Genomic DNA, 25,043 nt, shown 5'->3' with positions numbered 1-25,043 from the left:
CTGACCCGCCATTCAATCCGGAGTCGTTCCTTCATGTCTGACCGTCACGCCCTGGCGTCTTTGATCCATCCACGATCCATCGCCATCATTGGTGCTTCCGACGACGCGCTGCGTATCGGCGGCCGCCCCATTGCCTACATGCGCCAGCAGGGCTACCTGGGCCGGCTGATGCCCGTGAACCCCAAGCGTTCCACGATTCAAGGCATCCCCGCCTATGCCAGCGTGGCCGACCTGCCGGAAACGCCCGACCTGGCCATCGTGGCCGTGGCCGCCAAGCTGGCGCCCGATGTGGTCGAGGAACTGGGCAAGCGCGGCACGCGTGTCGCCATCGTGTTTTCGGCCGGTTTTGCCGAGGCCGACGCGCAGGGCGCGGCGCTGCAAGACCGCATGACCGCCGCCGCGCGCCGCTACGGGCTGCGCTTGCTCGGGCCCAACTCTTTGGGGGTGTTGAATCCTCGCATCGGGTTCTACGGCAGCTTTACGTCGGTGGTGGAAAGCGGTTTTCCCAAAGCAGGCCGCGTCGGAATCGCCAGCCAGTCCGGGGCCTATGGCAGCCACATCCTGGGCCTTGCGCGCGACTACGGCATCGGCGTGTCCGCCTGCGTCATGAGCGGCAATGAAAGCGACATCAGCCTGGGCGACATGGTGCAGGCATTTGTCGATGATCCCGACACCGACGTCATCGCCGTGTACTCCGAGGGCATCCGCGACGGGCAGCGCTTGCTGGCCGCATTGGAAGCCGCGCGGCTGGCCCGCAAGCCCGTGGTCATGATGAAGGTGGGCACCAGTGAAGTGGGCAGCGCGGCCGCCCAATCGCATACCGCGTCCATCGCCGGCAACGACGCCGTGACGGACGCCGTGTTGGCTGAACACGGCGTGGTGCGCGCCCGGTCCACCGAACACATGCTGGACGTGGCGCGGCTGGCTACGCGCCGCATTTACCCCGTGCACAATTCCCTCGGCGTCATCACGGTAAGTGGCGGGGCCGGCGTGATCGTGTCGGACGCGGCCGAGCTGTGTGGTTTGCCCATGCCCCAAATGCCTGCCGCCGCGCAACGGCATTTGAAGGAATTGATTCCGTTCTGCGCGCCGCGCAATCCTGTGGATTGCACGGCACAGTTCATGAATGACCTGTCCATTGCGGGCCGCTTCGCGGATGCCGTGGTCCAAGAGGGCGGCTATCAATCCATTCTTGGATTCTTTACCTATACCGTTGGGGCGGCATCGATTGCCGACGGCCTGCGCGCGCAGCTGAACGCAGTGCGTGAGCGGCATCCGGACCGCTTGTTCGTGCTGTGCATTCTGGCCTCGCGCGAACGGGTGCAACAGTACGAAGACGACGGGTTCTCGGTCTACGAAGACCCCGCCCGCGCCGTGGCCGCCATTGAAGCCATGGGACGATTCGGCGCCGCGTTTGCGCGGCCGGCTGGGCAGAAGACGCCATCCGCGCCCGTGTCGATCCCGCTGCCCGACGCCACGCCCAGCGAAGCCACGGCCAAGCAAATCCTGGCGCAGGCCGGCATCGCCGTGGCCGAAGAGCGCGTGTGCGCCGATGCCCGAGCGGCGGTCGCGGCGGCGGAACAAATCGGCTACCCCGTCGTCATGAAGATCCTGTCGCCAGACATTCTGCACAAGTCGGAAATCGGCGGCGTGCTGTTGGACGTTGCAAACGCGCAAGCGGTGCAAGCGGGCCATGCCCGGTTGCTGGAGCGTGCGGCAACGGCGGCACCCGATGCACGCATTGAAGGCGTGCTGGTCGCGCGCCAATTGTCGGGTGGCGTCGAGTGCATCCTGGGCACCCAGCGCGATCCGGTTTTTGGCCCGGTGGCCATGTTCGGACTGGGCGGCATCTTCGTCGAGATCATGAAGGACGTCGTCCTGCGTCGCTGCCCGTTCGACATCGACACCGCTGAACAGATGATCCTGTCCATCAAAGGGGCGCCGCTGCTGCAAGGCGCGCGCGGCAAGCCGCCTGCTGATGTGAAGGCACTGGCCATCATGCTGTCGCGCTTGTCGCACTTCGCACACGAGGCCGGGCCGCGCCTGCAATCGATAGACCTCAATCCGGTGATCGCCTTGCCTGCGGGGCAGGGGGCCTATGCCGTGGACGCGGTAATCGAACTGGCCGCCGACGGGGATGCGCGCGCGGATGTGGCCCGTGGCCCCGGCCCGGGCACGCTCTGATCAGGTGGCCATCATGCCGATCAATCCCGACCTTCTGTTGAACCGGCCGTTCGAACCGCGTTCGCATCGCTACCGTGAATGCGACACCGTGCTGTATGCGCTGGGTTGCGGCCTGGGCGCCGATCCGCTGGATGCCGGCCAGCTGCGCTATGTGTACGAACACGCGCCGGGCGGGCTGTGTGCCTTGCCGACGCTGGCGAACATCCTGGGCTACTTCGGATTCTGGGCAGACCAGCCCGACACCGGAATTACCTGGCGCAAGCTGGTGCACGCCGAACAGCACATCGAACTCCAACGCCCCTTGCGCGCCAGCGGCCACATCGTCGGCGAAAACCGCATCGTGGGCCTGCACGACAAGGGCGCCGAAAAAGGAGCGCTGATGCTGCAAGACCGGCGCATCGTCGACGCCGCCAGCGGCGAGCTGCTGGCCACGGTGACGCAGACCACGATGCTGCGCGGCGACGGCGGGTTCGGCGCCACGCAGGGGGCAACGCATGGCCGCGCACCGCTGCCCGCGCATGTATTGCCCGACCGGGCTGCGGATGCGGTTTGCGACCTGGCCACCCTGCCGCAGGCCGCGCTGCTGTATCGCCTGAACGGTGACGCCAACCCTTTGCACGCGGACCCGGCCACGGCACGCGCGGCGGGGTTTGAGCGGCCCATCCTGCATGGGCTGGCCACGATGGGCGTGGCCATGCACGCCGTGCTGCGCGCGCTGCTGGGCTATGACGCCGGTGCCGTGCGCGGCATGCGGGTGCGCTTTACCGCGCCGGTGTTGCCGGGCGACATCTTGCGCACCGAGATGTGGCGCGACGGTGGCGTCGTCTCGCTGCGCACTACCGCCATGGAACGCCGCGTCGTCGTGCTGGGTTCCGGCCGCATCGACTTGTCCGACTGAATCCGCGCGCACGCGACGCCGCGCGCGCCTTACCTTGCATAAAGAGAGACCGTTATGGATCTGCAGATCAACGACAAAGTGGCCATCGTCACGGGTTCCGCCCGGGGCCTGGGCGCGGCCACCGCCCGCAAGCTGGCCGCTGAAGGCGCGCGTGTGGTGATCACCGACGTCCTGGCCGAGCAGGCTGAAGCCACCGCCGCCGCGCTACGCGCCGACGGCTTGCAGGCGCATTGCATCGTGGCCGACATCACCAAGGCGGCTGACGTGCAACGCCTGGTCGACGAGACCATCGCCACCTTTGGCGGCGTCCACATCCTGGTGAACAACGCGGGCTTTCCGCGCGACAAATACCTGGTCAAGATGAGCGAGCAGGATTGGGACCTGGTCATGGAAGTCATGCTGAAAGGTGCCTTTTTGGCGTGCAAGACGGTCATGCCGCACTTTATTGACCAAGGCTGGGGCCGCATCGTCAATATCAGTTCGCGCGCGCATTTCGGTAACCCGACGCAGGCGAATTACTCGGCCGCCAAGGCAGGCCTGATCGGCATGGCCAAGGCGCTGGCCATCGAAGAAGGGCGCTATGGAATCACGGTGAACTGCGTGGCGCCGGGCTTCATGGAAACCGAGATGGTGCAGGCGCTGCCCACCTACGACACCATCAAGGAACGCGCGGTGCAGATGCAGCCGATCAAACGCGTGGGCAAGCCCGAGGACATTGCCAACGCCGTGGCATTCCTGGTGTCGGAGCCGGCCAGCTTCATCACGGGCGAGGTGCTGCACGTCACGGGTGGCCGCTATGGCTGATTACATGCCCATCCGCTGCGACATCCGCGACGACGGCGTCGCGGTGCTGACGCTGGACAACCCGCCGCTGAACGTGGTGTTCCGAGGCTTGACGGTGGCGCTGGGCCAGGCGCTGGACGCGTTGGCCGTGGAGCCCCGCGTGCGCGCCGTGGTGCTCACCGGCGCGGGCAGGGCGTTTTGCGCGGGATCGGACATCGCCGAATTCCAACCCCTGATGCAGCCCGGACGCATCGGCCCCGAAAAGCTGGAGCTTCAGCACCGGGTGTTCGCGCGGCTGGCTGACTTTCCCAAGCCCACGGTGGCCGCGGTGCATGGCGTGGCGTTCGGCGGCGGCCTGGAAATTGCCGTGTGCTGCGATTTCATCGTGGCGGACCCGGCGGCGCGTTTTGCGCTGCCTGAAATCAAGCTGGGCGTGTTTCCGGGCAGTGGTGGGCCGGTACGGGTCACACGCCGTATCGGTGTGACGCGCGCCAAGGAAATGATGCTGCTGGGCGAGCCCATTGATGCCGCGACGGCGCTGGCGTGGGGCCTGGTCAACCGGGTTTCGCAGGCGGGCCAGGCGCAGGCCCAGGCCCTGGCCTTGGCGGGCGCCTTGGGCGCACGGCCGCCGCTGGCAATGTCTTTGTGCAAGACCGCCATCGGCTACAGCTGGGACGACACGGAAGCCGGCGCGATTGCGCGCGCGCTGCCGTTATCCGAGCGCGCATTCACCTCGGCGGAAGCCCGCGAGGGTGTGCGCGCCTTTCTGGCCAAGGAAACGCCCCGGTTCCCGGACGCGCTGCATGATGCGCGGCAGGGACATGAACATGGCTGACGCCCACGCTTCGCCGGACTTGCGCGCGGCAATCGCACCGCGCAGACATTGCTTCGATCCGATTCGATCTCATCTCCAGGAGGCCGCATGAAACGCGCCGCTATCGTATCCCCCTTACGCACGCCCATCGGCGCATTCGGAGGCGCGTTGCGCCCCGTACCCGTGGAAGAGCTGGGCGCCACCGTTGCCCGCGCCATCATCGAACGCACCGGGCTGGACCCGGCCCGCATTGAAGATGTGGTGTTCGCGCATTCATACGCCAACGGCGAAGTGCCCTGCACGGGCCGCTGGGTCGCCTTGCAAGCGGGCTTTCCCGTCGAGGTTGCAGGCATGCAGCTGGACCGGCGTTGCGGCAGCGGCCTGCAAGCCATCGCCACCGCCGCGATGATGGTGCAAACCGGTGTGGCCGACGTGGTCATGGCCGGCGGCGTGGAAAGCATGAGCAACGTCGAGTACTACACCACCGATATGCGTTGGGGCAAGCGCGCGGGCACAGTGCGCTTTCACGATCGGCTGGAACGCGGCCGCGAACGCTCGCAGCCTGTGTCGCGCTTCGGCACGATCAGCGGCATGATAGAAACCGCCGAGAACCTGGCGCGCGACTACGCCATCACGCGCGAAGAGGCCGACGCCTTTGCGCTGCGCAGCCACCAGCGCGCCTTGGCCGCCTGGGAGTCCGGCAAATTCGAAAACGAAGTGGTGCCGGTGTGCGTGCCACAACGCAAGGGCGAGCCCATCGTGGTGTCGCGCGATGAGGGCATCCGCGGCGACTTGACGCTGGAACAGCTGGCACGCCTTAAGCCCATCATGAAAGACGGCATCGTGACGGCCGGCAACGCCTGCCAGCAGAACGACGCGGCGGCGGCCTGCCTGATCGTGGCCGAAGACAAGCTTGAAGCGCTGGGACTTGAACCCATCGGCTATTTGCACAGCTGGGCGGCGGCCGGTTGCGAGCCCTCGCACATGGGTATCGGGCCCGTGCCTGCCGTGCAGAAACTGTTTGCCCGCAACGGCCTGGGCTTTGACGACATGGCCCTGGTGGAACTGAACGAAGCCTTTGCCTGCCAGGCGCTGGCCTGCGCCAAGGGCTGGGGCTGGAATGACCCCGGCCGCTTCAATGTGAACGGCTCCGGCATTTCGCTGGGCCACCCCGTGGGCGCGACCGGCGTGCGCATCATGACGTCGTTGTTGCACGAACTGTCGCGCCGTGGCGAACGCTATGGGCTCGAAACCATGTGCATAGGCGGCGGCCAGGGCATGGCGGCCGTGTTCGAGAGGGCCTGACCCGATGACCTATTCCTTTCTTGGCGGGGTCCGCGTCATCGAAAGCTCGGCCTTCATCGCCGCGCCGCTGGCCGGCCTGACCCTGGCGCAATTCGGCGCCGACGTCATACGCGTGGACATGATCGGCGGCGGCATCGACTACGGCCGAATGCCGCGCATGCCGCAGGCCGACGGCAATGGCCGCAGCCTGTACTGGACCGCGCTGAACAAAGGCAAGCGATCCATCGCCATCAATCTGCGCAAGCCCGAAGGCCGTGAACTGATCCAGGCATTGGCCACCGCGCCCGGCCCGCAAGCCGGCGTATTGCTGACGAACGTGGCCGCGCCCTGGCTGGCTCATGACGTGCTTGCGGCCCGGCGCGCCGATCTAATCAGCTGCACCATCCAGGGCAATGCCGATGGCAGCACCGCCGTGGACTACACCGTCAATTGCGCCACCGGCTACCCTGCGGTCACGGGCGGCGGGTCCATCGACCGGCCGGTCAACCACGTGCTGCCCGCCTGGGACATTGCCTGCGCCTACCAGGCCGCATTCGCCATTACGGCTGCGCTGAACCGTCGCACGGCCACGGGCAGCGGCGCCGAGATCAAGCTGGCGCTGTCAGACGTCGCGTTCTCGATGTTGTCGCACCTGGGCGTGCTGGCCGAGGCAGAACTGCTGAAACAGGAACGCCCGTCCATCGGCAATCACCTGTACGGCGCCTTCGGACGTGATTTTTCGACGGCGGATGGCGTGCGCATCATGGTGGCCGCCATATCGGCCGGTCAGTGGAATGCGCTGGTTCAATGCTGCGATATCGCCGACGCGATCAGCGCAGCCGAAAGCCGCCTGGGTCTGGATTTTCGCGATGAGGCGCAGCGCTTCGAAGGCCGCGACGCAATCGCCGGCCTGGTAGAGCCTTGGTTTGCGGTACGCACCGCAGCGCAGGCCGAGGCCGCGTTGACACAGCACAAGGTGTGCTGGGGCCGCTACAGCACCGTGGGCGAGTTGCTGGAGCGCGACCCGCGCATCGGCGCGGCCAATCCCGTCTTTGAGCGCATGTCCACGGAGGGCATCGGAGAATACTGGAGCGCCGGCGCCGCCGCCCGCGTGGCAGGTCTTGACCGCACCCCGACCCCGCCCGCTCCGTGCCTGGGAGCGCATACCGATGTGGTGCTGCACGAACTGCTGGGCCTGGACAGTGGCGCCATCGGCCGCCTGCACGATGCGGGCATCGTCGCCACGGCGTAGCGCGATACGCGCGGCTCCGGCCGCGGGGAACCGCGCGCGTCGGCCGGCAAGAGCTTGATGCTCAAGCCAATGAGGGCGGGCGGTAATAAAAGACCATCGACAGACCCAGGCACGGGGCTGAAGTCGGGTATCAGGTCGACAGGGCTAAGTCATAAGGCGGCTTTGAATTGCTTTGAAATGGGCGTCGGGGTTGTCCCCGTTTTCGATCGGGCGGTCAGCGCGTACGATCACGAAACTACAGCGCCAAGACGGCAGCCCCGCGCGGGAATGCCGTCAAATTTACGACCATTTTGAATCAGCATGAAACAGTCACCCGCAGACTTTCCGGAACAAGACCGGTATCGGCTTCTGGTAGATGCCGTGATGGACTACGCGATATATCTCCTTGACGCAGAGGGGCGGGTCAGCAGTTGGAACCCTGGCGCCGAGCGATTCAAGGGATACAAAGAAGGCGAAATACTCGGTCAGCACTTCTCGGTGTTTTATACCGAGCAAGACCGCGCCGCGGGGGTGCCAGAACGTGCGTTGGAGACGGCCAGAAAGGAAGGGCGCTTCGAGGCGGAAGGCTGGCGGATGCGAAAAGACGGGACGCGCTTCTGGTGTAGCGTCGTCATCGATCCGGTCCATGATGACAAGGGGCGGCACGTGGGCTTCGCGAAGATTACGCGCGACGTGACCGAGCAGAAGAGGCACCGCGAAGAACTCCAGGCCGCGCGCGATGCCATGCATCACGCGCATCGCATGGAAGCAATTGGACGCCTGACCGGCGGCGTTGCCCATGACTTCAATAATTTTTTGACGGCGATACGGTTCTCGGCCGAATTCCTGAAAAGATCACGCGATATGCCGGCGTCTTTGATGCGTTATGTCGGCATCATTTCCGACACGACGGAGAAGGCGGCGCAACTTACGCGCCAGCTCTTGGCATATGGAAAAAAGCAGCCCCTTAAACCGCACGTGTTCGACGTGCGCGACAGCCTGTCGTCGCTTCGACAGCTGGTTGAAGCCTCGGTAGGGTCGTCCATCGCCTTGTCCTACGAGGTGGGCCCGGGGAACACGACCGTCTATGCAGACCCGGCACAGTTTGAATCGGCGCTGTTGAATCTGGTCATCAACGCGCGGGACGCGATGCCCGCGGGCGGTCGCCTGACCATTTCCGCGCGCCAGGCAGATCGTGCGCCGACGCCGGGCCGCGGTCCCAATGCGCACGCGCCGCAGGTTGCGGTGGCGGTCAAGGACACCGGCATCGGGATCGATGACGAGGTCGCCAAACATATATTCGAACCGTTTTTCTCGACCAAAGGCCAGCACGAAAATTCGGGTCTTGGCTTGAGCCAGGTGCAAGGGTTTGTCCAGCAGTCCGGCGGCGATGTCGACGTCCGCAGCCAGGTGGGTCAGGGGACCACGTTTACGCTCTATCTGCCCGCCTTCGAGGCAACGACAAAAACCCACGATGAGAGCGATCAGCAGTGTCGCGATCCCCAGGTTCGGAATCGCGTCTTGCTGGTCGAAGACAATCGCATGGTGGGCGATGTGGTGCACACGATGTTGAAGGACATGGGCCAGGACGCGACCTGGGTCCTTGATGCGGAAGCCGCGCTGTCGCACCTGACCGCGCAAAGCGGTTCCTGTGACATCGCGATTCTGGACGTGGTCCTTCCCGGCATGAACGGCGTTGAGCTGGGGCGCCGTATCCGGGCGCAATGGCCCGATATACGGATCGTGCTTGCCAGCGGATACAGCGAGGCCATCAGTGGGCAAGCAGTCGCCCCGTTTCCGGTCATGCAAAAGCCGTACTCAATGGAAATGCTGACACGCGTTCTGCATGGGAAAGACGTGGAAACTGTCGGGCGCGCGATCAGTTCACCCGCATCTTGAGGCTTGGGGCATCGCCTGCCCACGCGCCCACCACCACGTCATCACGCCCGCCGCCAGAACCACCGGCAGCATGGCCGCGTTAAGCGCTTCCCAGCCGAAGGCGTCCAGCGCCGGACCGGCCGCCAACGTCGCCAACGCGGTCGCGGCATAGCGCAGCATCTCGGCGGCCCCTTGCGCGCGGGCGCGTTCCGACGGGCGGTAGGATTGCGCCAGCAGCGTGGTGCCGCCGACGAACATGAAGTTCCATCCCACCCCCAGGCAGAACAGCGCTGCATAGAACGCGGGCAGCGCCGGAGACGTCATTGCGATCAAGGAACACGCGACGTTCAGCAGCATGCCCGCGCCCAGCACCCGGGGCAGGCCGAAGCGTTGGATCAGCGTGCCGGCAAAGAAGGCGGGCGCGTACATGCCGACCAGGTGCCATTGCATGATGTTGGCGCCGTCGCCGATGCTGTGGCTGCATGCCACGGCGGCCAGCGGTGCGGCGGTCATGATGAACATCATCGAAACGGACCCGACCACGTTGTTGGCCAGCGCGGCGACGAACACGGGCTGGCGCGCCACGTCGCGCAGCGGGCGTGCCGGCAGGCCGGCCTGCGTCTGGCCGGCAGCGGCGGGCGCTTCGGCGTCCCGATAGCCGCCCCACAGCAGCGCGGCGGACAGCAGCGCCAACAGGGTCACCATCAGGTAGGCGCCGGCGAAGGTGACCGGCGCGAACAGGTCGCGGCTCCAGGCGGCCAGTGCGGGGCCGGCAATGGCGGCGATGACGCCGCCGGCCATCACCACCGAGATTGCGCGGCTCTTGGCGGCCGGCTCAACCGCGTCCGCCGCCGCCAGGCGGTAGTACTGGGCAAACGCCTGGAACACGCCGACCAGCGCGGTACCGGCGCAAAAGACCCAGAAGTCGGCATGAAATACCGCCCACACCGATAGCGCGCCGCCCGCCGCACCGGCCAGGGCGCCCAATGCAAACCCGTTGCGCCGGCCGATGCGCTGCATCAGCAGTGATGCAAACCAGGTGACCAAGGCCCCGGCTACCGTGATCAGCGCAAAGGGCAGGGTCGACAACGCTTTGTTGGGAGCCAGCATGTGGCCGGTCAGCGCGGTCAGCGTCAAGTCAATGGAAATGGCCGCGACGAACAGGCCCTGGCACACGGCCAGAATGCGGGCGTTGCGACGACCAATCGTGAGCGAGGGGGATGGGGGCATGGTGGGAGCGACGGGATTGAAGGGCAATGATGAGGAGGCTGGGTGCCGAGCAAAGAACGGCGGATCGGACGGAGCGGTTGAGGTTTGACAGGCGTCACTTTATCGGCGCACACTTTGGCGCAAATGACATAATTCCCGCAAAAAACGCCATGCCTCACGACGTCGTCTTTCTGTTGGTGCCCGACTTTCAATTGCTGGATATGTCCGGCCCCGCCGCCGTGTTCCAGACTGCTGGCAAGCAGGCCGGGACCGCCGCGGGTCCCGCCTATGCAGTCCACGTCGTGTCCGAGCGCGGCGGACCCGTGCGCAGTTCTTGTGGCGTCCAAGTCATGACGCAATCGTGGCGCGACGCGCCTGCCGGCACGCTGCTGGTGCCGGGCGGTGAGGGCGCGCGCGCGGCGGCCGTGACCCCGGGTTTGCACAGGTATCTGCACGAACAGCGGCAGGCCGGCAGGCGCCTGGCCAGCGTCTGCACGGGGGCGTTTGTGCTGGCGGCCGCGGGCCTGCTCGACGGGCTGCGCGCCACCACCCACTGGCGCTACGCCGCCGCGCTGGCGCGTGACTATCCCGGCGTGCGTGTCGACGCCGACCGCATCTACGTGCGCGACGGCGACACCTGGACTTCGGCGGGCATTACTGCCGGCATAGACCTTGCATTGGCGATGGTCGAAGCTGATCTGGGTGCCGACGTGGCGGCCGCCACGGCTCGCGAGATGGTGGTCTATCACCGCCGTTCGGGCGGACAGTCGCAGTTCTCGGCGCTGCAGGACCTGGCGCCCGACAGCGAACGCATGCGCGCGGTGCTGGAGCACATCCGCAACAATCTGGGCGCGGCGCTAAGCGTGGAGCGTCTGGCCGAGGTGGCTTGCGTCAGCCCGCGCCAGTTCCTGCGCAGCTTTAAGGCAGAGACGGGCGAGACGCCCGCCAAGGCGGTCGAGCGCATCCGGGCCGAGGCGGCGCGCGCGCATCTTGAGGCGGGGGCCGACAGCATCGACAGCGTGGCGCGGCGGGCGGGTTTTACCGACACGGAACGCATGCGGCGCACGTTCCTGCGCGTCTACGGCCAACCGCCGCAGGCGCTTCGGCGCATGGCCAGGCAGGGCGTCGAAACGGCTAAAACGTCATTCTGAAACCCGCGGTCGCGGTGACGATGTAGCTGCCCCGCGACATTGCAATTCTTGTCGACCAAGATAACTTCTCCCCAAGGTGGATGGCAAAGACACACTGGCAATACGGCACGCGGGCCGTCTTTCTTAATAGGTGATTACCCACGGCGGGCGCTGCGAGACTCATGTTCACGCGCGGGACTTTGCCTGCGAACCCTGTTGCCGAACGGGGATCGGGCATATACGGTCGCGCCCGGTGCATCACTTGAAACCGTGCAGTTTCGTCCTCGTCGTTTGGCCGCGTAGAGCAAGTCGTCCGCGCGCTTCAACGCGCTGGAAAACGGTTCTTCCGCTTGCAACAGGGTCACTCCCATGCTGGCCGTAAAGCGCGAGTCAGGGGCGTGCGGCGCCCAACGCTGCGCGACGAAATCCGCGCGGATTCGCTCGGCGATTGCCGTCGCGCTTTCCAGATTTTCGGCCGGCAGCATCAACAGGAATTCTTCGCCTCCCAAGCGAGCCGCGCATGTGCGGGCGTTGTCCGCGCGGCGCAGCAGGGCGCCAAAGCGCGCCAGTACCATGTCGCCAAATGGATGGCCGAACACATCGTTGATGCGTTTGAAATTATCGATGTCGGCCATGATCAGCGCGGTCGGCGTTGCGCCGTCCGGGCAGCGGCGGCCGGAATCGGGGGCAAGAAAGCTGCCGAGTCCCTGTCGGTTCAGCAGCCCGGTCAACGCGTCGGTGTGTGCCTGGCGGCGATATTTGTCTATGGCGTCGCGACTGGTTGCGATAAACACCGCGAAGGTCAGGACGATGCTTCCAAGTAGCCCGGTGTATTGAATCAACGTCCCCCAGACGGACGTTCTCCATTCTCCCGCTGCCAGAAGCGGCGTTGTGGCGGCCAGGTACAAGATGCACTGTCCCGTTAACACCAGCGCGATAAACAGAAACGCTGCGACCAGGACCTTGTCCGACGTGCTTGCAACCTGCCGGGCAAAAGACAGCGCGGTCCGCCAGATCACAAGGGCGCAACAGGCCTGGACAAAAAACGTCTCCAGCTTCGCACTGGCAAACAACACCACCGACACCAGCACCATTGCCGTCGAAGCGGCCAGGACTGCAATGTCAAAGTAGCAAGGGGTTTGCGTGCGATGGCGGGCTTGCAGTGCGCGGCAAGCCAATATGACGCCTCCCAGAATGAAAGCGTCCTCGACGACTTGTTTATAAGGAGAAAGCGCATTGGCCTGCACGAGCATGACGGCGTAACCGGTACCCAGGCAGGCAAGCGCATAACCCCATCGCAGGGTGTTCAAGCCTACGAAGCGCGCGGCGCACAGTCCGATGGCGCACAACAGGATCGCCGCGGGCACGGACCATTCGAGCAGAGTTGCAGGCATAGAAAGATAAGACCGTGGAATAGGGGCGTGGGCAGGCGCCGGGCCGGTCCGGCTATCGCGTTCCGGTCTCTCGTACCGCGTACGTGTTTGAAAAGATTACAGTGTGTCGCATTGTGTCGCCAGCGTTCAACAGTCAAGCATTGTCAATGCGTGGCGGGGTGCGATGCGGGTGCGAAAGGGGCGACAAAAACAAAAGAGGCCGACGCATTCGCGTCGGCCTCTTTAGCGCGGTGGCGGCAGAACTTACGGTGTCACAATGTTGAACCAGAATTCGAAGTCGTCCAACGACCCGAAGACATCGTCCAGCTTCGTCTGATCGCCCGTGATCTTGACGTCACCCTTGGCAAGTGCGTCCTTCAGCGTGGTCTGCTTGAGCATGATGTCGTTCAGCGTGTTCCGGCTCAGCGACACGCTGGCGCTGGGTTCCTTGGCCAGTTTGCCTTCCGTGTGGTTGAGCACGCTGTTCACCATCTCAAGCGTGTACTGCTGCTTGGTGTCGGTGAAGTCCACGTTCAGCACGACATGTTTGCCGGCGGCCTTGTCACGGTTCAAGCGGACCGCGAAATAGTCGAACAGCATGTCCAGCGTCATGGCGCGCACGGTATCGGGGCTGGCGGTGTCAGGCACAGGCAGCTTCTTTACGCCTTCGCGCAACTCCTTGGCGCCGGTCAGATAGAAGTTGCGCCACGGGCCGCTTTCTGCCTGATATCCCATCTGTTCCAGGGCGTCGGCCTGCAGGTCGCGCGCCGCCTGGTTTTTCGGGTCGGCAAACACTGCGTAGTTCACCACCTCGGCCACCCAGCGGTAGTCGCCCTTGGCGTAATACTCGCGGGCCTTCTTCAGCAGCGCGTCCGTGCCGCCCATCATGTCGACATAGCGCTTTGCGCCTTCTTCGATGGGTAGGGTATGCAACGTGGCAGGGTTGCCGTTGAACCAGCCCAGGTACAGCACGTAGGTCGCGCGCACGTTGTGGTTCAACGAGCCGTAATAACCCCGGTTGGAGAACTTCTCGGCGATAGCCTTGGGCAGCTTGACCTGCTCGGCGATTTCTTCCTTGTTGTAGCCCATGTTGGCCAGCCGCAAGGTTTCATCGTTGATGTACCGGTACATGTCGCGCTGCGTGGCCAACTGTTCCTGCACGTCTTTCTTGCCCCACACCGGCCAGTGGTGCATGGCGTACATGACTTCGACGTCGTCCCCCCACATGGCCAAGGCTTCGTTCAGGTACTTGGACCACGCCAGCGGGTCACGAATCTTGGCGCCGCGCAGCGAATAGGTGTTGTGCAAAGTGTGGGTGGAATCCTCGGCCGTATTCAGCGCCTTTTTTTCCTTGATGTAATACAGCATTTCGGCGGGCGCCTCGCTGCCCGGGGCGTACAGAAACTGATACGTCAGGCCGTCGATGGTGCGCGTTTCGCCCGTTTTTTCGATGATGTCCGTGGGCGGAATCAAGGTCACCGTACCCGCCGACGTGGTGGTGCCCAGGCCCGCGCCCACTTGCCCCGTTGCGCTGGGCGGCAGCAGGTTGCCATACATATAGCTGGCGCGCCGGCTCATGGCGGTGCCGGCCATCACGTTCTCGGCCACGGCATGTTCCAGAAAGCCCAGCGGGGCATAGATCTTGACCTTGCCCGACTTCACGTCGGCTTCGTCCACAACGCCGCGCACGCCGCCATAGTGGTCGACGTGGCTGTGGGTGTAGATCACCGCGACCACGGGTTTTTTCGGGCGATGCTGGTAGTACAGGTCCAACGCCGCCTTGGCCGTCTCGGTGGAAATCAACGGGTCCATGATCGTCAGCCCGTCCTTGCCTTCCACGATCGTCATGTTGGACAGGTCCAGGTTGCGCACCTGGTAGATGCCGTCCGTCACCTGGAACAGGCCCGAAATATTCAGCAGCTGCGACTGCCTCCACAGGCTGGGGTTGACGGTATCGGGCGCGTCCGAGCCTTCCTTGATGAAGTTGTACTTGGTGGGGTCCCACACCACATTGCCCTGGGCACCTTTGATGATGGCCTCGGGCAGCGGGGCGATGAAGCCTTTGTGCGCCAATTCAAAAGACGTCTTGTCCGAAAATGGCAGCGCTTTCAGAAGCGCGGCATTGGCTTGTTTGGTTGCGTCTTCGGCTGGCTTTGGCGCCTGTTGCGTCCAGGCAGAGGTAGAGGTGGCAAGAAATAATGTCGCCAACGCGGCTGAAGCCAGGCGACTGCCCTTTATTTGCTTCTTGGGGGGGTAATGGATCAACGAGGGGGCATTCGCGGTGCTAGTGAGCTTCATGATGACGACTTCTCCATGCATTCAAATGGGCGAACCGGCGTACAACACGGGGTTCTGTCGGGCAGCAAAGTCACGCAACTTCGGAATTCAGCGGCCTAGCCTACACAAAAAAATCCCCAAAAAAAACAAAATTTTTATATGCGACGAGACGCGGGCGTGTGTATCCGCGCCTTGCAAAGCCGACGGCGCGCGTGCGATATTCGTGCGACGCCAGGGTCAGCATTTGGGCGATTCATTTTTCCTCGCAGGGCCGAACGTTGCGGTAATCAACGACGCGTTTTACGGGTCGACGCCGCAGTCAGTGTTTTACGGGAGTCGGAATGGATCGGCAGCAAATGGATCAGCGGGAGGCGGCCGGCGCGGTGGACCGGTTTTCGCTTGTACGTGACGACGTTTTCTATCGCCTTCAGCGCAGATTGGGTTTGATCCCCGCCAGCGGCGATGGCTTCATGCGGCGCGCCGTGGCCTATGCGCTGATCGCGTGGCTTCCGCTGGTGATCGCGGCGTGGCTTGCGGGCACCGCCATCGAGCCGCTGGGCAATAACGAGCCCTTGCTTGGCCACATCGGCATCCACGTGCGCTGCCTGGTCGCCATCCCTTTGCTGGTGCTGTCCGAAGGGATCGCCCAAAAACTTATTCCTGTGGGTTTGCGCGAATTCAAACAGTCCGGACTTGTGGATGGTGAACTGGCCGCTCGATTTGATCGCGTCCTTCTCAGCGTGCTGAATTTGCGCAACCGAATTTCGCCCTGGATCGTCATCGCGGTGTTTGTCGCAACCTGGGTGGCCGTGCTGTTTGTCGCGCCCAACGGCGACGAAATCCGCTGGGCGGACTCGGGCAGTCCAAGCCTGAATTTTGGCGTCTGGTGGCTGTTGCTGGTGACGCGGCCTATTTTCTCGATCTTGTTGCTTGCCTGGGTCTGGCGGCTGATGCTGCTGGGCTTGCTTCTGTACAGGATCGCGGCCCTGCCATTGAAATTGGTTCCCAGCCACCCCGATCGCTTGGGCGGCCTGGGGTTCCTGACTCGGCTACCGGTGGTCTATGGCCCCTTTCTGCTGTCCGTCTCAGCGGTCGTTGGGGGAGTCTGGGCGCACGAAGTCCTTTATCACGGCGTGACGGTTCCCTCGCTTTACGGCCAGATTGCAGCGTTGCTGGTGGTGCTGACCCTTATCGGCCTTGCGCCGCTGCTGGTGTTCACGCCCTTGTTGCTGCGCGTCAAAAGACAGGCGCTTCTGGACTACGGCGCGTTTGTGACCCAGCACGGGCGGGCGGTTCACGAAAAATGGATCGAGAAGAAAGACGTGCCCGACTATCCCATGCTGAATGCGCCTGAGCTTGGGCCGGTGGCTGACGTGCAGGCCATTTACCAGGCGGTTGCGGCAATGCGGGGGGCAATCGTTAATAAGTCCGTCTTGATAAAGATTCTGGCGCCCGCGGCATTGCCGATGTTGCTGCTGATCTCGATGCAATGGCCGCTGAAAAGCACACTGTCAAAACTGCTATTCACTCTGTTGTAGTCATTCTGGTTTATAGAGGGCAGCGCTCACTTTTTGTATCACTCGTCTGGTGTTTTCCCTTTGGTGAAATTCTCGACATCCGGCAAAAGATAATGGAATATTGAACAATTCCGCGCCAGTGTTTCGTATCCATAGCAGTACGGAGGACACGTGAAGCCGCAACTGAAAGTCGGATTGACGATAGCCGGCGTCCTCCTGGGCGCCAGTGCGCTGGGCGCCTATATCGCGGGCGTAGACTTCACACCGAAGCCGGCGGCCGTGGTTGCCACGCTGGGCGACGGCAAGCAGGGGCCGGCCGGCATGGCCTGGATTCCGCCTGCCCAATTTCTCATGGGCAACAACCACAAGCTGTCGCAACCGAACGAACTGCCCCCGCATAGCGTTCGGGTAAGCGGCTTCTGGATGGACACGCATGACGTCACCAATGCGGAATTTCGCCGATTCGTCCAGGCCACCGGCTACGTGACGACGGCCGAGCAAAAGCCCAAATGGGAAGACCTGAAAGTCCAGTTGCCCCCGGGCACGCCGCGTCCCGACGACAGCCAGCTTGTGGCGGGCGCCATGGTGTTTGTGGGAACCGAAGCCGAAGTGTCGTTGCGTGATTACAGCCGCTGGTGGCGCTTCGTGCCCGGCGCCAGCTGGCGCCAACCGCAAGGCCCGGGCAGCAACATCGACGGCAAGGACGACCACCCGGTGGTCCAGGTGTCGTACGAGGATGCGCTGGCGTATGCCAAGTGGGCCGGCAAGCGCCTGCCCACCGAGGCGGAATGGGAGTTTGCCGCGCGCGGTGGCCTGGAGCAGGCCACCTATGCCTGGGGCAATGAACTGAGCCCCAATGGCAAACCCATGGCCAACATCTGGGACACGCAGCAACCGCAGCCGTTTCCCGTCGTCAAGGATGAAAAGATTCAGGTCGGCACGACCCCCGTGGGCTCATTCCCTCCGAACGCATACGGGCTCTATGACATGGCGGGGAACGTCTGGCAGTGGACGGCCGACTGGTATCGCGCCGATGCGTTCCACATCCAGGCGCAATACCGGCAGCCGCCGCAAGATCCCGCCGGACCCGCCGACAGCTTCGACCCCGACGACGGCAATGTGCCGGCCTCCGCGCCCAAGCGCGTGACGCGCGGCGGCTCTTTTCTGTGCAGCGATACCTACTGCATCAGCTACCGCGCCAGCGCGCGCCGCGGCAACGACCCCATGAACGGGATGTCGCACCTGGGCTTTCGCACGGTGATGTCCGCCGATCAGTGGAAGCAGGCGCAACAGGAACCCGGACGCGTCGCCAGCCGTTGAACCTTTGCCGGGGCACTTCTGAAGGGCGCGGCCGGTTTTGGCCGAAGCCCTGGCATGGCGTGCCCGAAGCATTGAACCCGCCCAGGCAGGGCGAATAGCCACTGCGCAAGATGCGCGAGGACGCGAACGATGAGGCAATCAACTGAAAAACGGCGGGGCTGGGCGACATGGCTGGCGGTGGCGACCATCGCCCTGTTGACGGCATGTGCATCGCCTCAGAAAGCGTCGCCACCGCAAGCCGATCTGCCTTCATGGAACGACGGGGCGTCGCGCACCGCTATCGTCGACTTCGTGCAGGCCGTGACGCAACCGGGCAGCCCGGACTTTGTCGCGGCCGAGGAACGCATCGCGGTGTTCGACAACGATGGCACGCTGTGGTCCGAGCAGCCGCTGTATTTCGAGGTGCTGTTCGCGCTGGACCGCGTCAAGGAAATGGCGCCCGCGCACCCCGAGTGGGCGAAGCGCCAGCCGTTCAAGGCGGCGATTGACGGCGACAAAGCCGCCTTGGCCAAAGCGGGGCAGGCGGGGCTGTTGAAGATCGTGGGGGCGACGCACACCAGCATGTCGGTGGATGACTTCACGAAAAGCGTAACGCAGTGGACGGCAACGGCGCGGCATCCACGCTTTGACCAGCCCTATACCTCGATGACGTTCCTGCCGATGCGCGAACTGCTGGCATATCTGCGCGCAAACGGCTTCAAGACTTACATCGTGTCGGGCGGCGAAACCGAGTTCATGCGTCCTTGGGCGCAGGCCGCCTACGGCGTGCCGCCAGAGCAAGTCATCGGCAGCGGCTTTGCCACCACCTTCGAGATGCGCGGCGATAAGCCCGTGCTGTGGCGTCAAGGCAAGCTTGAGTTCAACGACGACGGCCCGGGCAAGCCGGTAGCCATCCAACGCTACATCGGCCGCCGCCCGCTACTGGCCTTCGGTAACTCCGATGGCGACCTGCAGATGTTGCAGTGGACCACCGCCGGCGCGGGCAAACGCTTTGCCGGCATCGTCCACCATACCGACGCGCAACGCGAATGGGCCTACGACAGGGACTCCAGCATCGGGCGCCTGGACCGCGCGCTGGACGAAGCCCAGCGCAGCGGATGGACGGTGGTTGACATGAAGACGGAGTGGAAGCGGATATACGAATTCGAAAAGCCTTGAGCCTGTGCGTGGCGTGTGCGGCTGCGAGGAATTTGCCGCCAGGACCTCCCCGATCCTGTCAGCCGAGCGACAACGCATCGGCCAAATTCCGTTTACGTCGCCGCCCGATCCCTTTAGAGTTGAAGACGCTTTGCACGAATTAATTCCATAGAACCTATGCCTGAATCGGGCCGGACCTCGGGGAGTTTTCATGTTTTGTTGGACAGTTATTCATGCCCGACGGCAGCGCGCGCACGTTTCGTTTAAGCGTCGGGCAATACTTGCGGCGGCGTTGACGTTGGGCACGGGCACGGGCACGGCACTTGCCGCTGATAGCCAGGAGCTTGCCAAGCAGCTTAGCAATCCCGTCGCCGCGTTGATCAGCGTTCCGTTCCAATACAACTACGATCGCGGCATGGGGCCTGGCGGTAACGGCCACCGCAATACCGTGAATATTCAGCCGGTGGTTCCGATCACGCTGAACGAAGATTGGAACCTGATTTCGCGAACGATTCTGCCGGTGGTTTGGCAGAGCGACGTGGCCGGCGATGGGTCCAGCCAGAGCGGCCTGGGCGATACCGTTCAGAGCTTCTTCCTGTCTCCCTCCAAGCCGACGGCCTCGGGCACCATCTGGGGGGTGGGACCCGCGTTATTGTTGCCCACGGCCACCGACAAACTACTGGGCAGCAAGAAATGGGGCGCCGGGCCAACCGGCGTGGTGTTGCAGCAGGACGGCCCGTGGACCTATGGCGGGCTGGGCAATCACATCTGGTCGTATGCGGGGCAGTCTTCCCGCCCCGGCGTGTCGTCCACGTTCCTACAGCCGTTCCTGGCATACACCACGCCGGACGCCATCACGTACGCGCTCAACACCGAGTCGACCTATGACTGGAAGAAGTCCGAATGGGCGGTGCCGATCAACCTCCAGGTATCCAAAGTGACCAAAGTGGGCGATCAGCCCATCAGCTTTCAGGTCGGTTTGCGTTATTGGGCAGAGTCCGCCGACAACGGGCCCAGAGGGTGGGGCGGACGCTTCACGGTCACGCTGCTTTTCCCCAAATAAATTCGACCGCGTGCTCGCGACCGGCGCGTTCGGACCGCGGGCCAGGACGCAACGCGGGGCTGCCCCACGGCTCTCGCGCTACCGATCGCCAATCCAGGCTTCCCAAGGAGAAACCGCATGAATGGAAGAATCGCAAACCTCCTATGCATCGCAGCCATAACAAGTTCCGCGGCACTGGCGCCGATGCTTTCCACGGCCGCCACGCGGGACTTTCCCGATGAACTGTTGACGACGGCGGGCACACCCGAAGTCATCGCGCGGGGTCAGGAAGCGGACGGCTATGCCTTGGCCGTGTCGGCGTATACCTGGGGCTACCCGCTGGTCCGCATGGAACGCGTCATGCGCGAGTACATCGACGTGCCCTCACCGAAGCCGCCCACCAGCTACCGCGCGCCGCTTAACAAGATGGGCTGGGCGACGATGTTGGCCAATCCCGACGCCAAGGATATGCCTACGGCCAACAACGACACTTACTACATGAGCACGGTTTTAAAGCTGACCGAGCCTTATGTGTTGACCGTGCCGGATACCCATGATCGCTACTACGTTGTTGACCTGTTCAGCACGTGGCAGGAACTGGAGCACTACGTGGGCCGCCGCGTGACCGGCACCAAAGCCGGCAAGTTCCTGATTGCTCCGCCGGGCTGGAAAGGCAAGGTCCCTGCGGGGATGAAGCGGCTTGATGTCAGCACCGACAAAGTCTGGCTATGGGGACGACTGCAAGTCAAACAGGGAGAAGACCCCGCGCCGGTGCTGGCTTTGCAGAAGCAGTTCTCGGTGAAACCCTTGAGCGGCAAGGCCAGCGATATCACGTCGTTGCCGCCGATGCCCGATATCGCCGACGATGAATTTGGTTTCTTCAAGCACCTTGCCTTTGCCCTGCAATCAACCAGCGTGAAGCCGGCAGACGAAGCGCTGTTCGCGCAATACGAGCGCATCGGTCTGACCAGGAAAGGGTTTGATCCCAGCAAGCTCAGCGACGCCACCCGCAAGGGGATGGCACGCGGGTTGAAGGATGGCCCAGCCGTTGCGGCGGCGTCCATGGTGGGCTCGTCCAGCGTGCGCAATGGGTGGAACTGGGTGACCGGCCTTGACAGTTTTGGCTACGACTATCCCTTGCGAGCGCTCGTCGGGGGCCCGTACCTGGGCGGCCAGGGCGAGCGCGAAGCCATGTACCCGCTTCGATACACCGACAGCGAGGGCAAGCCGCTAAGCGGCGCCAACCGCTATGTGGTCAAACTGGATTCGGCGCCGCCGGTAGACGCCTTCTGGTCGCTGACGATGTACAACGCCGACGACAAGATGCTGGTTCCCAACGAACTGAACCGCTACAAGGTCGGTTCCGACACGCAAGGGCTGAAAGTGGCGCCGGACGGTTCCATCACGATCCCGATCCAGGCTGACAAGCCCCAGGGCGACAACGCCGCCAACTGGCTGCCGGCGCCCAAAGGCGGCTTTTACGTCATTCTTCGCTTGTATCAGCCCAAACAGGAAGTGCTGGATAACAAGTGGCAGATGCCCCAGTTGAACAAGGTGCCGTAAGGGCATGCAACGGTGCCATCGGCCAAGGCGAACGCGGGCCGTGGAACTCTTGTGACGATGTCGGGCGTGGCGACTTTCGCGCGCCCGACGATCAACGGAAAACAATATGAAGAACTTCATTTTCCAAACGGCGTCCCGGGCGTTTGTCGCGGTGCTTTTTTCTGCCGGCGCTATCACGACGGCGTTCGCGCAGCAGCCCCCAACCACCGAGCAAACCGACGAGAACATTGCCTATGCAGCGGGCATGGAGGCCGTGTTCTACGGCTTTGCTCCGGTGATGATGCAGCTGGGCCTGAACAGCCAGACCGATGCCGACAAGCCTTATGACAATGGGCAGGCGCCCACCAATCAGATGGGGCATGCGCGGCGCCTTTACGGTCCCAACGATAAGTTTGTGGTGACGGCCAACAACGACACGCTTTATTCCTTTGCCGGCCTGGACCTGTCGAAAGAACCGGTGGTGTTGACGGTCCCGGATACCAACGGCCGTTACTACATCATGCAGCTGCTTGACGCCTATTCGCGGTCGATCGAAGACATCGGTATCGGCACGCTAGGCGCCAAGGGCGGCACGTTCGCCATCGTCGGCCCCGACTGGAAGGGAACCTTGCCGGCGGAGATGGTGCTGATCAAATCGCCCACCCCGCAGGTTTACGTCATCGGCAGAACCGGTGTCGACGGCGAGCAAGATCTGCCGGCCGCGCGAGCCCTGCAAGACCAATACCGGCTGACGCTGTTGAGCAATTATGAAAAACCGTTCAAAAAGCTTGAGCTGGGCCACAAAGCCGCCAGCGCCAAAATGGGGTTTCCTGAAGGCCTGAATTTCTTCGGTGTTCTTGACAGCGCGATCCGCCTGAACCCGTTGGCGGAAGATGCACCGATTACCGACCAATTCAAACGAATCGGCGTGGGCCTGGATAAGCCCTTTGACGCGGCGACATTGTCCGAGCCCACCAAGCGCGGGTTGAATCGGGCGCTACAGGATGGAATGGCCGCGGTGAAGCGCGTAGCCATGGATTCCGGATCACGCGTCAACGGTTGGAATATGGAGTTCAAAGGCGGCGAGTACGGGACCGATTACCTGCTTCGCTCGGCAATCGCTTATAAGCAACTTGGCTTGAATAAAGCGCTGCGGGCCCTGTATCCGAACCGGTATACGGACAGTGACGGCAAGCCGTTGAATGGGCAGTCGTCGTACACGATTCGATTTGACGGCGACGTGCCCGTCAAGGCCTTCTGGTCGTTGACGATGTATGACGCCAATGACCTTTTCATGGTCGAGAATCCCATCAAGCGCTACTCGATTGGCGACCGGACCAGCGGCCTTAAAACCGGCGCCGATGGAAGCCTGACGCTGTACATCCAGGCCAAGTCGCCCGGACCGGACAAGGAATCGAACTGGCTGCCCGCGCCCGACGGCGACTTTTTCTTGCAGATGCGTCTTTACGAGCCGGCCGAGCAAATCTTGAACGGTAGCTACAAACTTCCGCAGGTCATGCGGGTAGACCGGCCGTAACGGGGACGGGCGACGGGGCGGGCGAGCGACGGGCGAGGGGATGGGCGGAGAAAATGCGCCGGACGGGCCGCGCCAAAATGCAAATTTGGTGGAGATCGTGACAAAATGTCAGGCATGTGGAGCCGGGCGTACCGGTGTATTCCATCCTGACCAGGCCCTGAAATGCCAGTTATCGGCGATCCGTATGCAACCCGACCCCCTGGCGATGGCGCGAGCCGAACCCACTGCGAACCCGGCCGTTCGCTGGACCGGCTGGCGCGCCTGACCCGACGCTTGTTCAGGGTCGATATGGTCGTGCTGGCCTGTACTGACGCCAATGCCGATGCCAATGCCGATGCCGATGTCTCCAGGCAAGCGGTGGATGGCACGCCTCCCGCTGGTTCCCAGCCCTGGTCGGTCGAATGCCCGGTGCACGCCGCCGACGGGCGCCTGCTGGGCGTGTTGCGGCTGGTGCACGGACAGGCGCGTGACTTTACCGACGAAGACCGGCGGGCCTTGATGGACTTGGCCGGTCTGGCGGCCACGGCGATTGAACAGTGCGACGCGTTGTTTGGCCAGCGCGCCGACGAAGACACTTGGCGCGAAGAAGCCCGCAAGCTGTCGCTGGCCATCGCGGGCAGCGGCACGGGCGTCTGGGACCGCAACGTCGTCACGGGCGACATCACCTATTCGCCGGGTTGGAAGGCGTTGCTGGGCTATAGCGAATCGGAGCTTTCCACGCGCATCGAAGACGCCTACACCCGCCTGCATCCCGACGACCTGGACTACGTGCGCGCCGCCATGCAGGACCATTTCGACGGCAAGACCGACAGCTACGAAGTCGAGCACCGCATCCGCTGCAAGGATGGCAGCTACAAGTGGATCTGTAGCCGCGGCAAAGTCATCAGCCGCGACGAGACGGGCAGGGCGCTGCGCATGATGGGCACGACTACGGACATCAGCGCGGTGCGCGCCATGTCGGACCGGCTCAAGCGCACGGCGGACCTGGTCGTCAACCTTACCGATGCGGTGCCCGGCCTGGTTTTCCAGTGCCGTCCGGCGCCCGAGGGCGGCGCATGGTTTTCCTATGTCAGCGCGGGCATCTGGGACATGTTCGAGCTGACCGCCGATGACGTCCATGCCAGCTCCACCGCCATCGAACAGCGCATCCATCCCGATGACCTGGCCGCCTATCGCGCGTCGCTGCAGAACGCCGCCGCCGCGCTGACGCCGTGGCATCTGGAGTTTCGCGTTTGCCTGCCTCTGCAAGGCGAGCGGTGGCGGCAGGGCGACGCCAGCCCGCGCCCGGACGTCGACAACGGCGTGGTGTGGCACGGCTTTGTCACGGACATTACCGACCGCAAGCGCGCCGAACTCGAGCTGCGCGAACTTGCCGCCACGGACGCGCTGACAACCTTGCCCAACCGCCGCCATTTCATGTCGCGTATCGCCGCCGAACTGACGCGTATCAAAGGTCACGGCGGCCAAGGTTCGGCGGTCCTGATGTGCGACCTTGATCACTTCAAACACATCAACGACACCTGGGGTCACGCCATCGGCGATGGTGTGCTTCAGCATTTTGCGAATATGCTGCGCGGCCAGTTGCGCGAAACCGATCTGGTGGGGCGCATCGGCGGCGAGGAATTCGCCGTGGTGCTGCCCGATACCGACATCGACAGCGCACATCGTTTTGCGCAAGGCGTGCAACGCCAGATTGCCGACACGCCGTACTCGACAGGCGGACGCGATATACCGCTGACGGTCAGCATCGGCATATCCGCGCTGCATACGAAGGACGACGATGCCGAGCTGGCGCTCAGCCGCAGCGACCGCGCGCTGTATTACGCCAAGCAACGCGGGCGCAATCGAATTGAATCGGTGTTGTTCCGGTAGGACAAGGGACAGCAG

Annotated in this window: 18 protein-coding genes and 1 pseudogene; 15 read left to right on the top strand and 4 right to left on the bottom strand. The window is 63.6% G+C overall.

What is annotated here, in order from left to right:
* The first annotated feature begins 33 nt into the window (after nucleotides 1-33).
* From AC0Z35_RS23065 to AC0Z35_RS23040, 6 genes are all read left to right on the top strand, one after another.
* Nucleotides 34-2,184, top strand: coding sequence for an acetate--CoA ligase family protein (locus AC0Z35_RS23065; RefSeq protein ID WP_485132924.1), 2,151 nt, complete (start codon nucleotides 34-36; stop codon nucleotides 2,182-2,184).
* Nucleotides 2,185-2,197: 13 nt separating this feature from the next.
* The gene (locus AC0Z35_RS23060) at nucleotides 2,198-3,082 is read left to right on the top strand and encodes a MaoC/PaaZ C-terminal domain-containing protein (protein WP_485132925.1); all 885 of its coding nucleotides are present in this window, start codon (nucleotides 2,198-2,200) and stop codon (nucleotides 3,080-3,082) included.
* A gap of 54 nt (nucleotides 3,083-3,136) precedes the next feature.
* Complete coding sequence (fabG, locus tag AC0Z35_RS23055; protein ID WP_046806356.1) at nucleotides 3,137-3,886, top strand: 3-oxoacyl-ACP reductase FabG; 750 nt, start codon at nucleotides 3,137-3,139, stop codon at nucleotides 3,884-3,886.
* The gene (locus tag AC0Z35_RS23050; protein WP_240433882.1) at nucleotides 3,879-4,700 is read left to right on the top strand and encodes an enoyl-CoA hydratase/isomerase family protein; all 822 of its coding nucleotides are present in this window, start codon (nucleotides 3,879-3,881) and stop codon (nucleotides 4,698-4,700) included. Before fabG ends, AC0Z35_RS23050 begins: the two co-directional genes overlap by 8 nt.
* Before the next feature lie 87 nt (nucleotides 4,701-4,787).
* The gene (locus AC0Z35_RS23045) at nucleotides 4,788-5,984 is read left to right on the top strand and encodes an acetyl-CoA C-acetyltransferase (RefSeq protein ID WP_319301709.1); all 1,197 of its coding nucleotides are present in this window, start codon (nucleotides 4,788-4,790) and stop codon (nucleotides 5,982-5,984) included.
* Between the two features lie 4 nt (nucleotides 5,985-5,988).
* Nucleotides 5,989-7,215, top strand: coding sequence for a CoA transferase (locus AC0Z35_RS23040; RefSeq protein WP_046806354.1), 1,227 nt, complete (start codon nucleotides 5,989-5,991; stop codon nucleotides 7,213-7,215).
* Nucleotides 7,216-7,253: 38 nt separating this feature from the next.
* Here the strand turns inward: AC0Z35_RS23040 and AC0Z35_RS23035 are convergent.
* Nucleotides 7,254-7,364: pseudogene (locus AC0Z35_RS23035) on the bottom strand (YkvA family protein); the annotation flags it as partial.
* A 151-nt stretch (nucleotides 7,365-7,515) separates the two neighbouring features.
* Here AC0Z35_RS23035 and AC0Z35_RS23030 point away from each other — a divergent pair.
* Nucleotides 7,516-9,093 (top strand): ATP-binding protein, encoded by a 1,578-nt coding sequence (locus AC0Z35_RS23030; protein WP_485132926.1) that lies wholly within the window; start codon nucleotides 7,516-7,518, stop codon nucleotides 9,091-9,093.
* Here the strand turns inward: AC0Z35_RS23030 and AC0Z35_RS23025 are convergent.
* On the bottom strand, nucleotides 9,079-10,302 hold the full coding sequence (locus tag AC0Z35_RS23025) for an MFS transporter (RefSeq protein ID WP_485132927.1): 1,224 nt from the start codon (nucleotides 10,300-10,302) through the stop codon (nucleotides 9,079-9,081). The two genes, AC0Z35_RS23030 and AC0Z35_RS23025, sit on opposite strands and share 15 nt — an antisense overlap.
* 149 nt (nucleotides 10,303-10,451) lie before the next feature.
* On the opposite strand from AC0Z35_RS23025, the gene AC0Z35_RS23020 reads away from it, so the two are divergent.
* A complete protein-coding gene (locus AC0Z35_RS23020) occupies nucleotides 10,452-11,432 on the top strand; it encodes a GlxA family transcriptional regulator (protein ID WP_485132928.1) in 981 nt (326 codons plus the stop codon).
* Between the two features lie 134 nt (nucleotides 11,433-11,566).
* Here the strand turns inward: AC0Z35_RS23020 and AC0Z35_RS23015 are convergent, their stop codons facing one another.
* A complete protein-coding gene (locus AC0Z35_RS23015; RefSeq protein ID WP_485132929.1) occupies nucleotides 11,567-12,805 on the bottom strand; it encodes a GGDEF domain-containing protein in 1,239 nt (412 codons plus the stop codon).
* A 243-nt stretch (nucleotides 12,806-13,048) separates the two neighbouring features.
* The gene (locus tag AC0Z35_RS23010) at nucleotides 13,049-15,082 is read right to left on the bottom strand and encodes an alkyl/aryl-sulfatase (RefSeq protein ID WP_485132930.1); all 2,034 of its coding nucleotides are present in this window, start codon (nucleotides 15,080-15,082) and stop codon (nucleotides 13,049-13,051) included.
* A 320-nt stretch (nucleotides 15,083-15,402) separates the two neighbouring features.
* On the opposite strand from AC0Z35_RS23010, the gene AC0Z35_RS23005 reads away from it, so the two are divergent.
* From AC0Z35_RS23005 to AC0Z35_RS22975, 7 genes are all read left to right on the top strand, one after another.
* On the top strand, nucleotides 15,403-16,599 hold the full coding sequence (locus AC0Z35_RS23005; RefSeq protein ID WP_485132931.1) for a hypothetical protein: 1,197 nt from the start codon (nucleotides 15,403-15,405) through the stop codon (nucleotides 16,597-16,599).
* A 150-nt stretch (nucleotides 16,600-16,749) separates the two neighbouring features.
* Entirely contained in the window at nucleotides 16,750-17,898 is a 1,149-nt protein-coding gene (locus AC0Z35_RS23000; RefSeq protein WP_319301695.1) for a formylglycine-generating enzyme family protein, read from the top strand.
* Between the two features lie 129 nt (nucleotides 17,899-18,027).
* Entirely contained in the window at nucleotides 18,028-19,056 is a 1,029-nt protein-coding gene (locus AC0Z35_RS22995) for an HAD family hydrolase (protein ID WP_104145253.1), read from the top strand.
* A 271-nt stretch (nucleotides 19,057-19,327) separates the two neighbouring features.
* Complete coding sequence (locus AC0Z35_RS22990) at nucleotides 19,328-20,098, top strand: transporter (RefSeq protein WP_255444612.1); 771 nt, start codon at nucleotides 19,328-19,330, stop codon at nucleotides 20,096-20,098.
* Between the two features lie 183 nt (nucleotides 20,099-20,281).
* Complete coding sequence (locus AC0Z35_RS22985; protein WP_485132932.1) at nucleotides 20,282-21,640, top strand: DUF1254 domain-containing protein; 1,359 nt, start codon at nucleotides 20,282-20,284, stop codon at nucleotides 21,638-21,640.
* Between the two features lie 280 nt (nucleotides 21,641-21,920).
* Nucleotides 21,921-23,156 carry a DUF1254 domain-containing protein gene (locus AC0Z35_RS22980; protein ID WP_485132933.1) on the top strand — a complete coding sequence of 412 codons (1,236 nt, stop codon included), beginning with the start codon at nucleotides 21,921-21,923 and terminating at the stop codon, nucleotides 23,154-23,156.
* Nucleotides 23,157-23,318: 162 nt separating this feature from the next.
* Complete coding sequence (locus AC0Z35_RS22975; RefSeq protein ID WP_485132934.1) at nucleotides 23,319-25,028, top strand: sensor domain-containing diguanylate cyclase; 1,710 nt, start codon at nucleotides 23,319-23,321, stop codon at nucleotides 25,026-25,028.
* Nucleotides 25,029-25,043: the final 15 nt, after the last annotated feature.

This window comes from Achromobacter sp. 1L-A-4-B-C2, from assembly GCF_057291955.1.
This window is presented reverse-complemented; position numbering and strand designations above follow the sequence as displayed.

Bases quoted from the DNA above. Each gene is read 5' to 3' on its own strand.
- AC0Z35_RS23010 (WP_485132930.1), bottom strand. From the start codon at position 15,082: ATGAAGCTCACTAGCACCGCGAATGCCCCCTCGTTGATCCATTACCCC.
- AC0Z35_RS22980 (WP_485132933.1), top strand. From the start codon at position 21,921: ATGCAGCTGGGCCTGAACAGCCAGACCGATGCCGACAAGCCTTATGAC.
- AC0Z35_RS22995 (WP_104145253.1), top strand. From the start codon at position 18,028: ATGAGGCAATCAACTGAAAAACGGCGGGGCTGGGCGACATGGCTGGCG.
- AC0Z35_RS23050 (WP_240433882.1), top strand. From the start codon at position 3,879: ATGGCTGATTACATGCCCATCCGCTGCGACATCCGCGACGACGGCGTC.
- AC0Z35_RS23015 (WP_485132929.1), bottom strand. From the start codon at position 12,805: ATGCCTGCAACTCTGCTCGAATGGTCCGTGCCCGCGGCGATCCTGTTG.
- AC0Z35_RS23005 (WP_485132931.1), top strand. From the start codon at position 15,403: ATGGATCGGCAGCAAATGGATCAGCGGGAGGCGGCCGGCGCGGTGGAC.
- AC0Z35_RS23060 (WP_485132925.1), top strand. From the start codon at position 2,198: ATGCCGATCAATCCCGACCTTCTGTTGAACCGGCCGTTCGAACCGCGT.
- AC0Z35_RS23040 (WP_046806354.1), top strand. From the start codon at position 5,989: ATGACCTATTCCTTTCTTGGCGGGGTCCGCGTCATCGAAAGCTCGGCC.
- AC0Z35_RS23030 (WP_485132926.1), top strand. From the start codon at position 7,516: ATGAAACAGTCACCCGCAGACTTTCCGGAACAAGACCGGTATCGGCTT.
- AC0Z35_RS22975 (WP_485132934.1), top strand. From the start codon at position 23,319: ATGCCAGTTATCGGCGATCCGTATGCAACCCGACCCCCTGGCGATGGC.
- AC0Z35_RS23025 (WP_485132927.1), bottom strand. From the start codon at position 10,302: ATGCCCCCATCCCCCTCGCTCACGATTGGTCGTCGCAACGCCCGCATT.
- AC0Z35_RS22985 (WP_485132932.1), top strand. From the start codon at position 20,282: ATGCTTTCCACGGCCGCCACGCGGGACTTTCCCGATGAACTGTTGACG.
- AC0Z35_RS23020 (WP_485132928.1), top strand. From the start codon at position 10,452: ATGCCTCACGACGTCGTCTTTCTGTTGGTGCCCGACTTTCAATTGCTG.
- AC0Z35_RS23065 (WP_485132924.1), top strand. From the start codon at position 34: ATGTCTGACCGTCACGCCCTGGCGTCTTTGATCCATCCACGATCCATC.
- fabG (WP_046806356.1), top strand. From the start codon at position 3,137: ATGGATCTGCAGATCAACGACAAAGTGGCCATCGTCACGGGTTCCGCC.
- AC0Z35_RS23045 (WP_319301709.1), top strand. From the start codon at position 4,788: ATGAAACGCGCCGCTATCGTATCCCCCTTACGCACGCCCATCGGCGCA.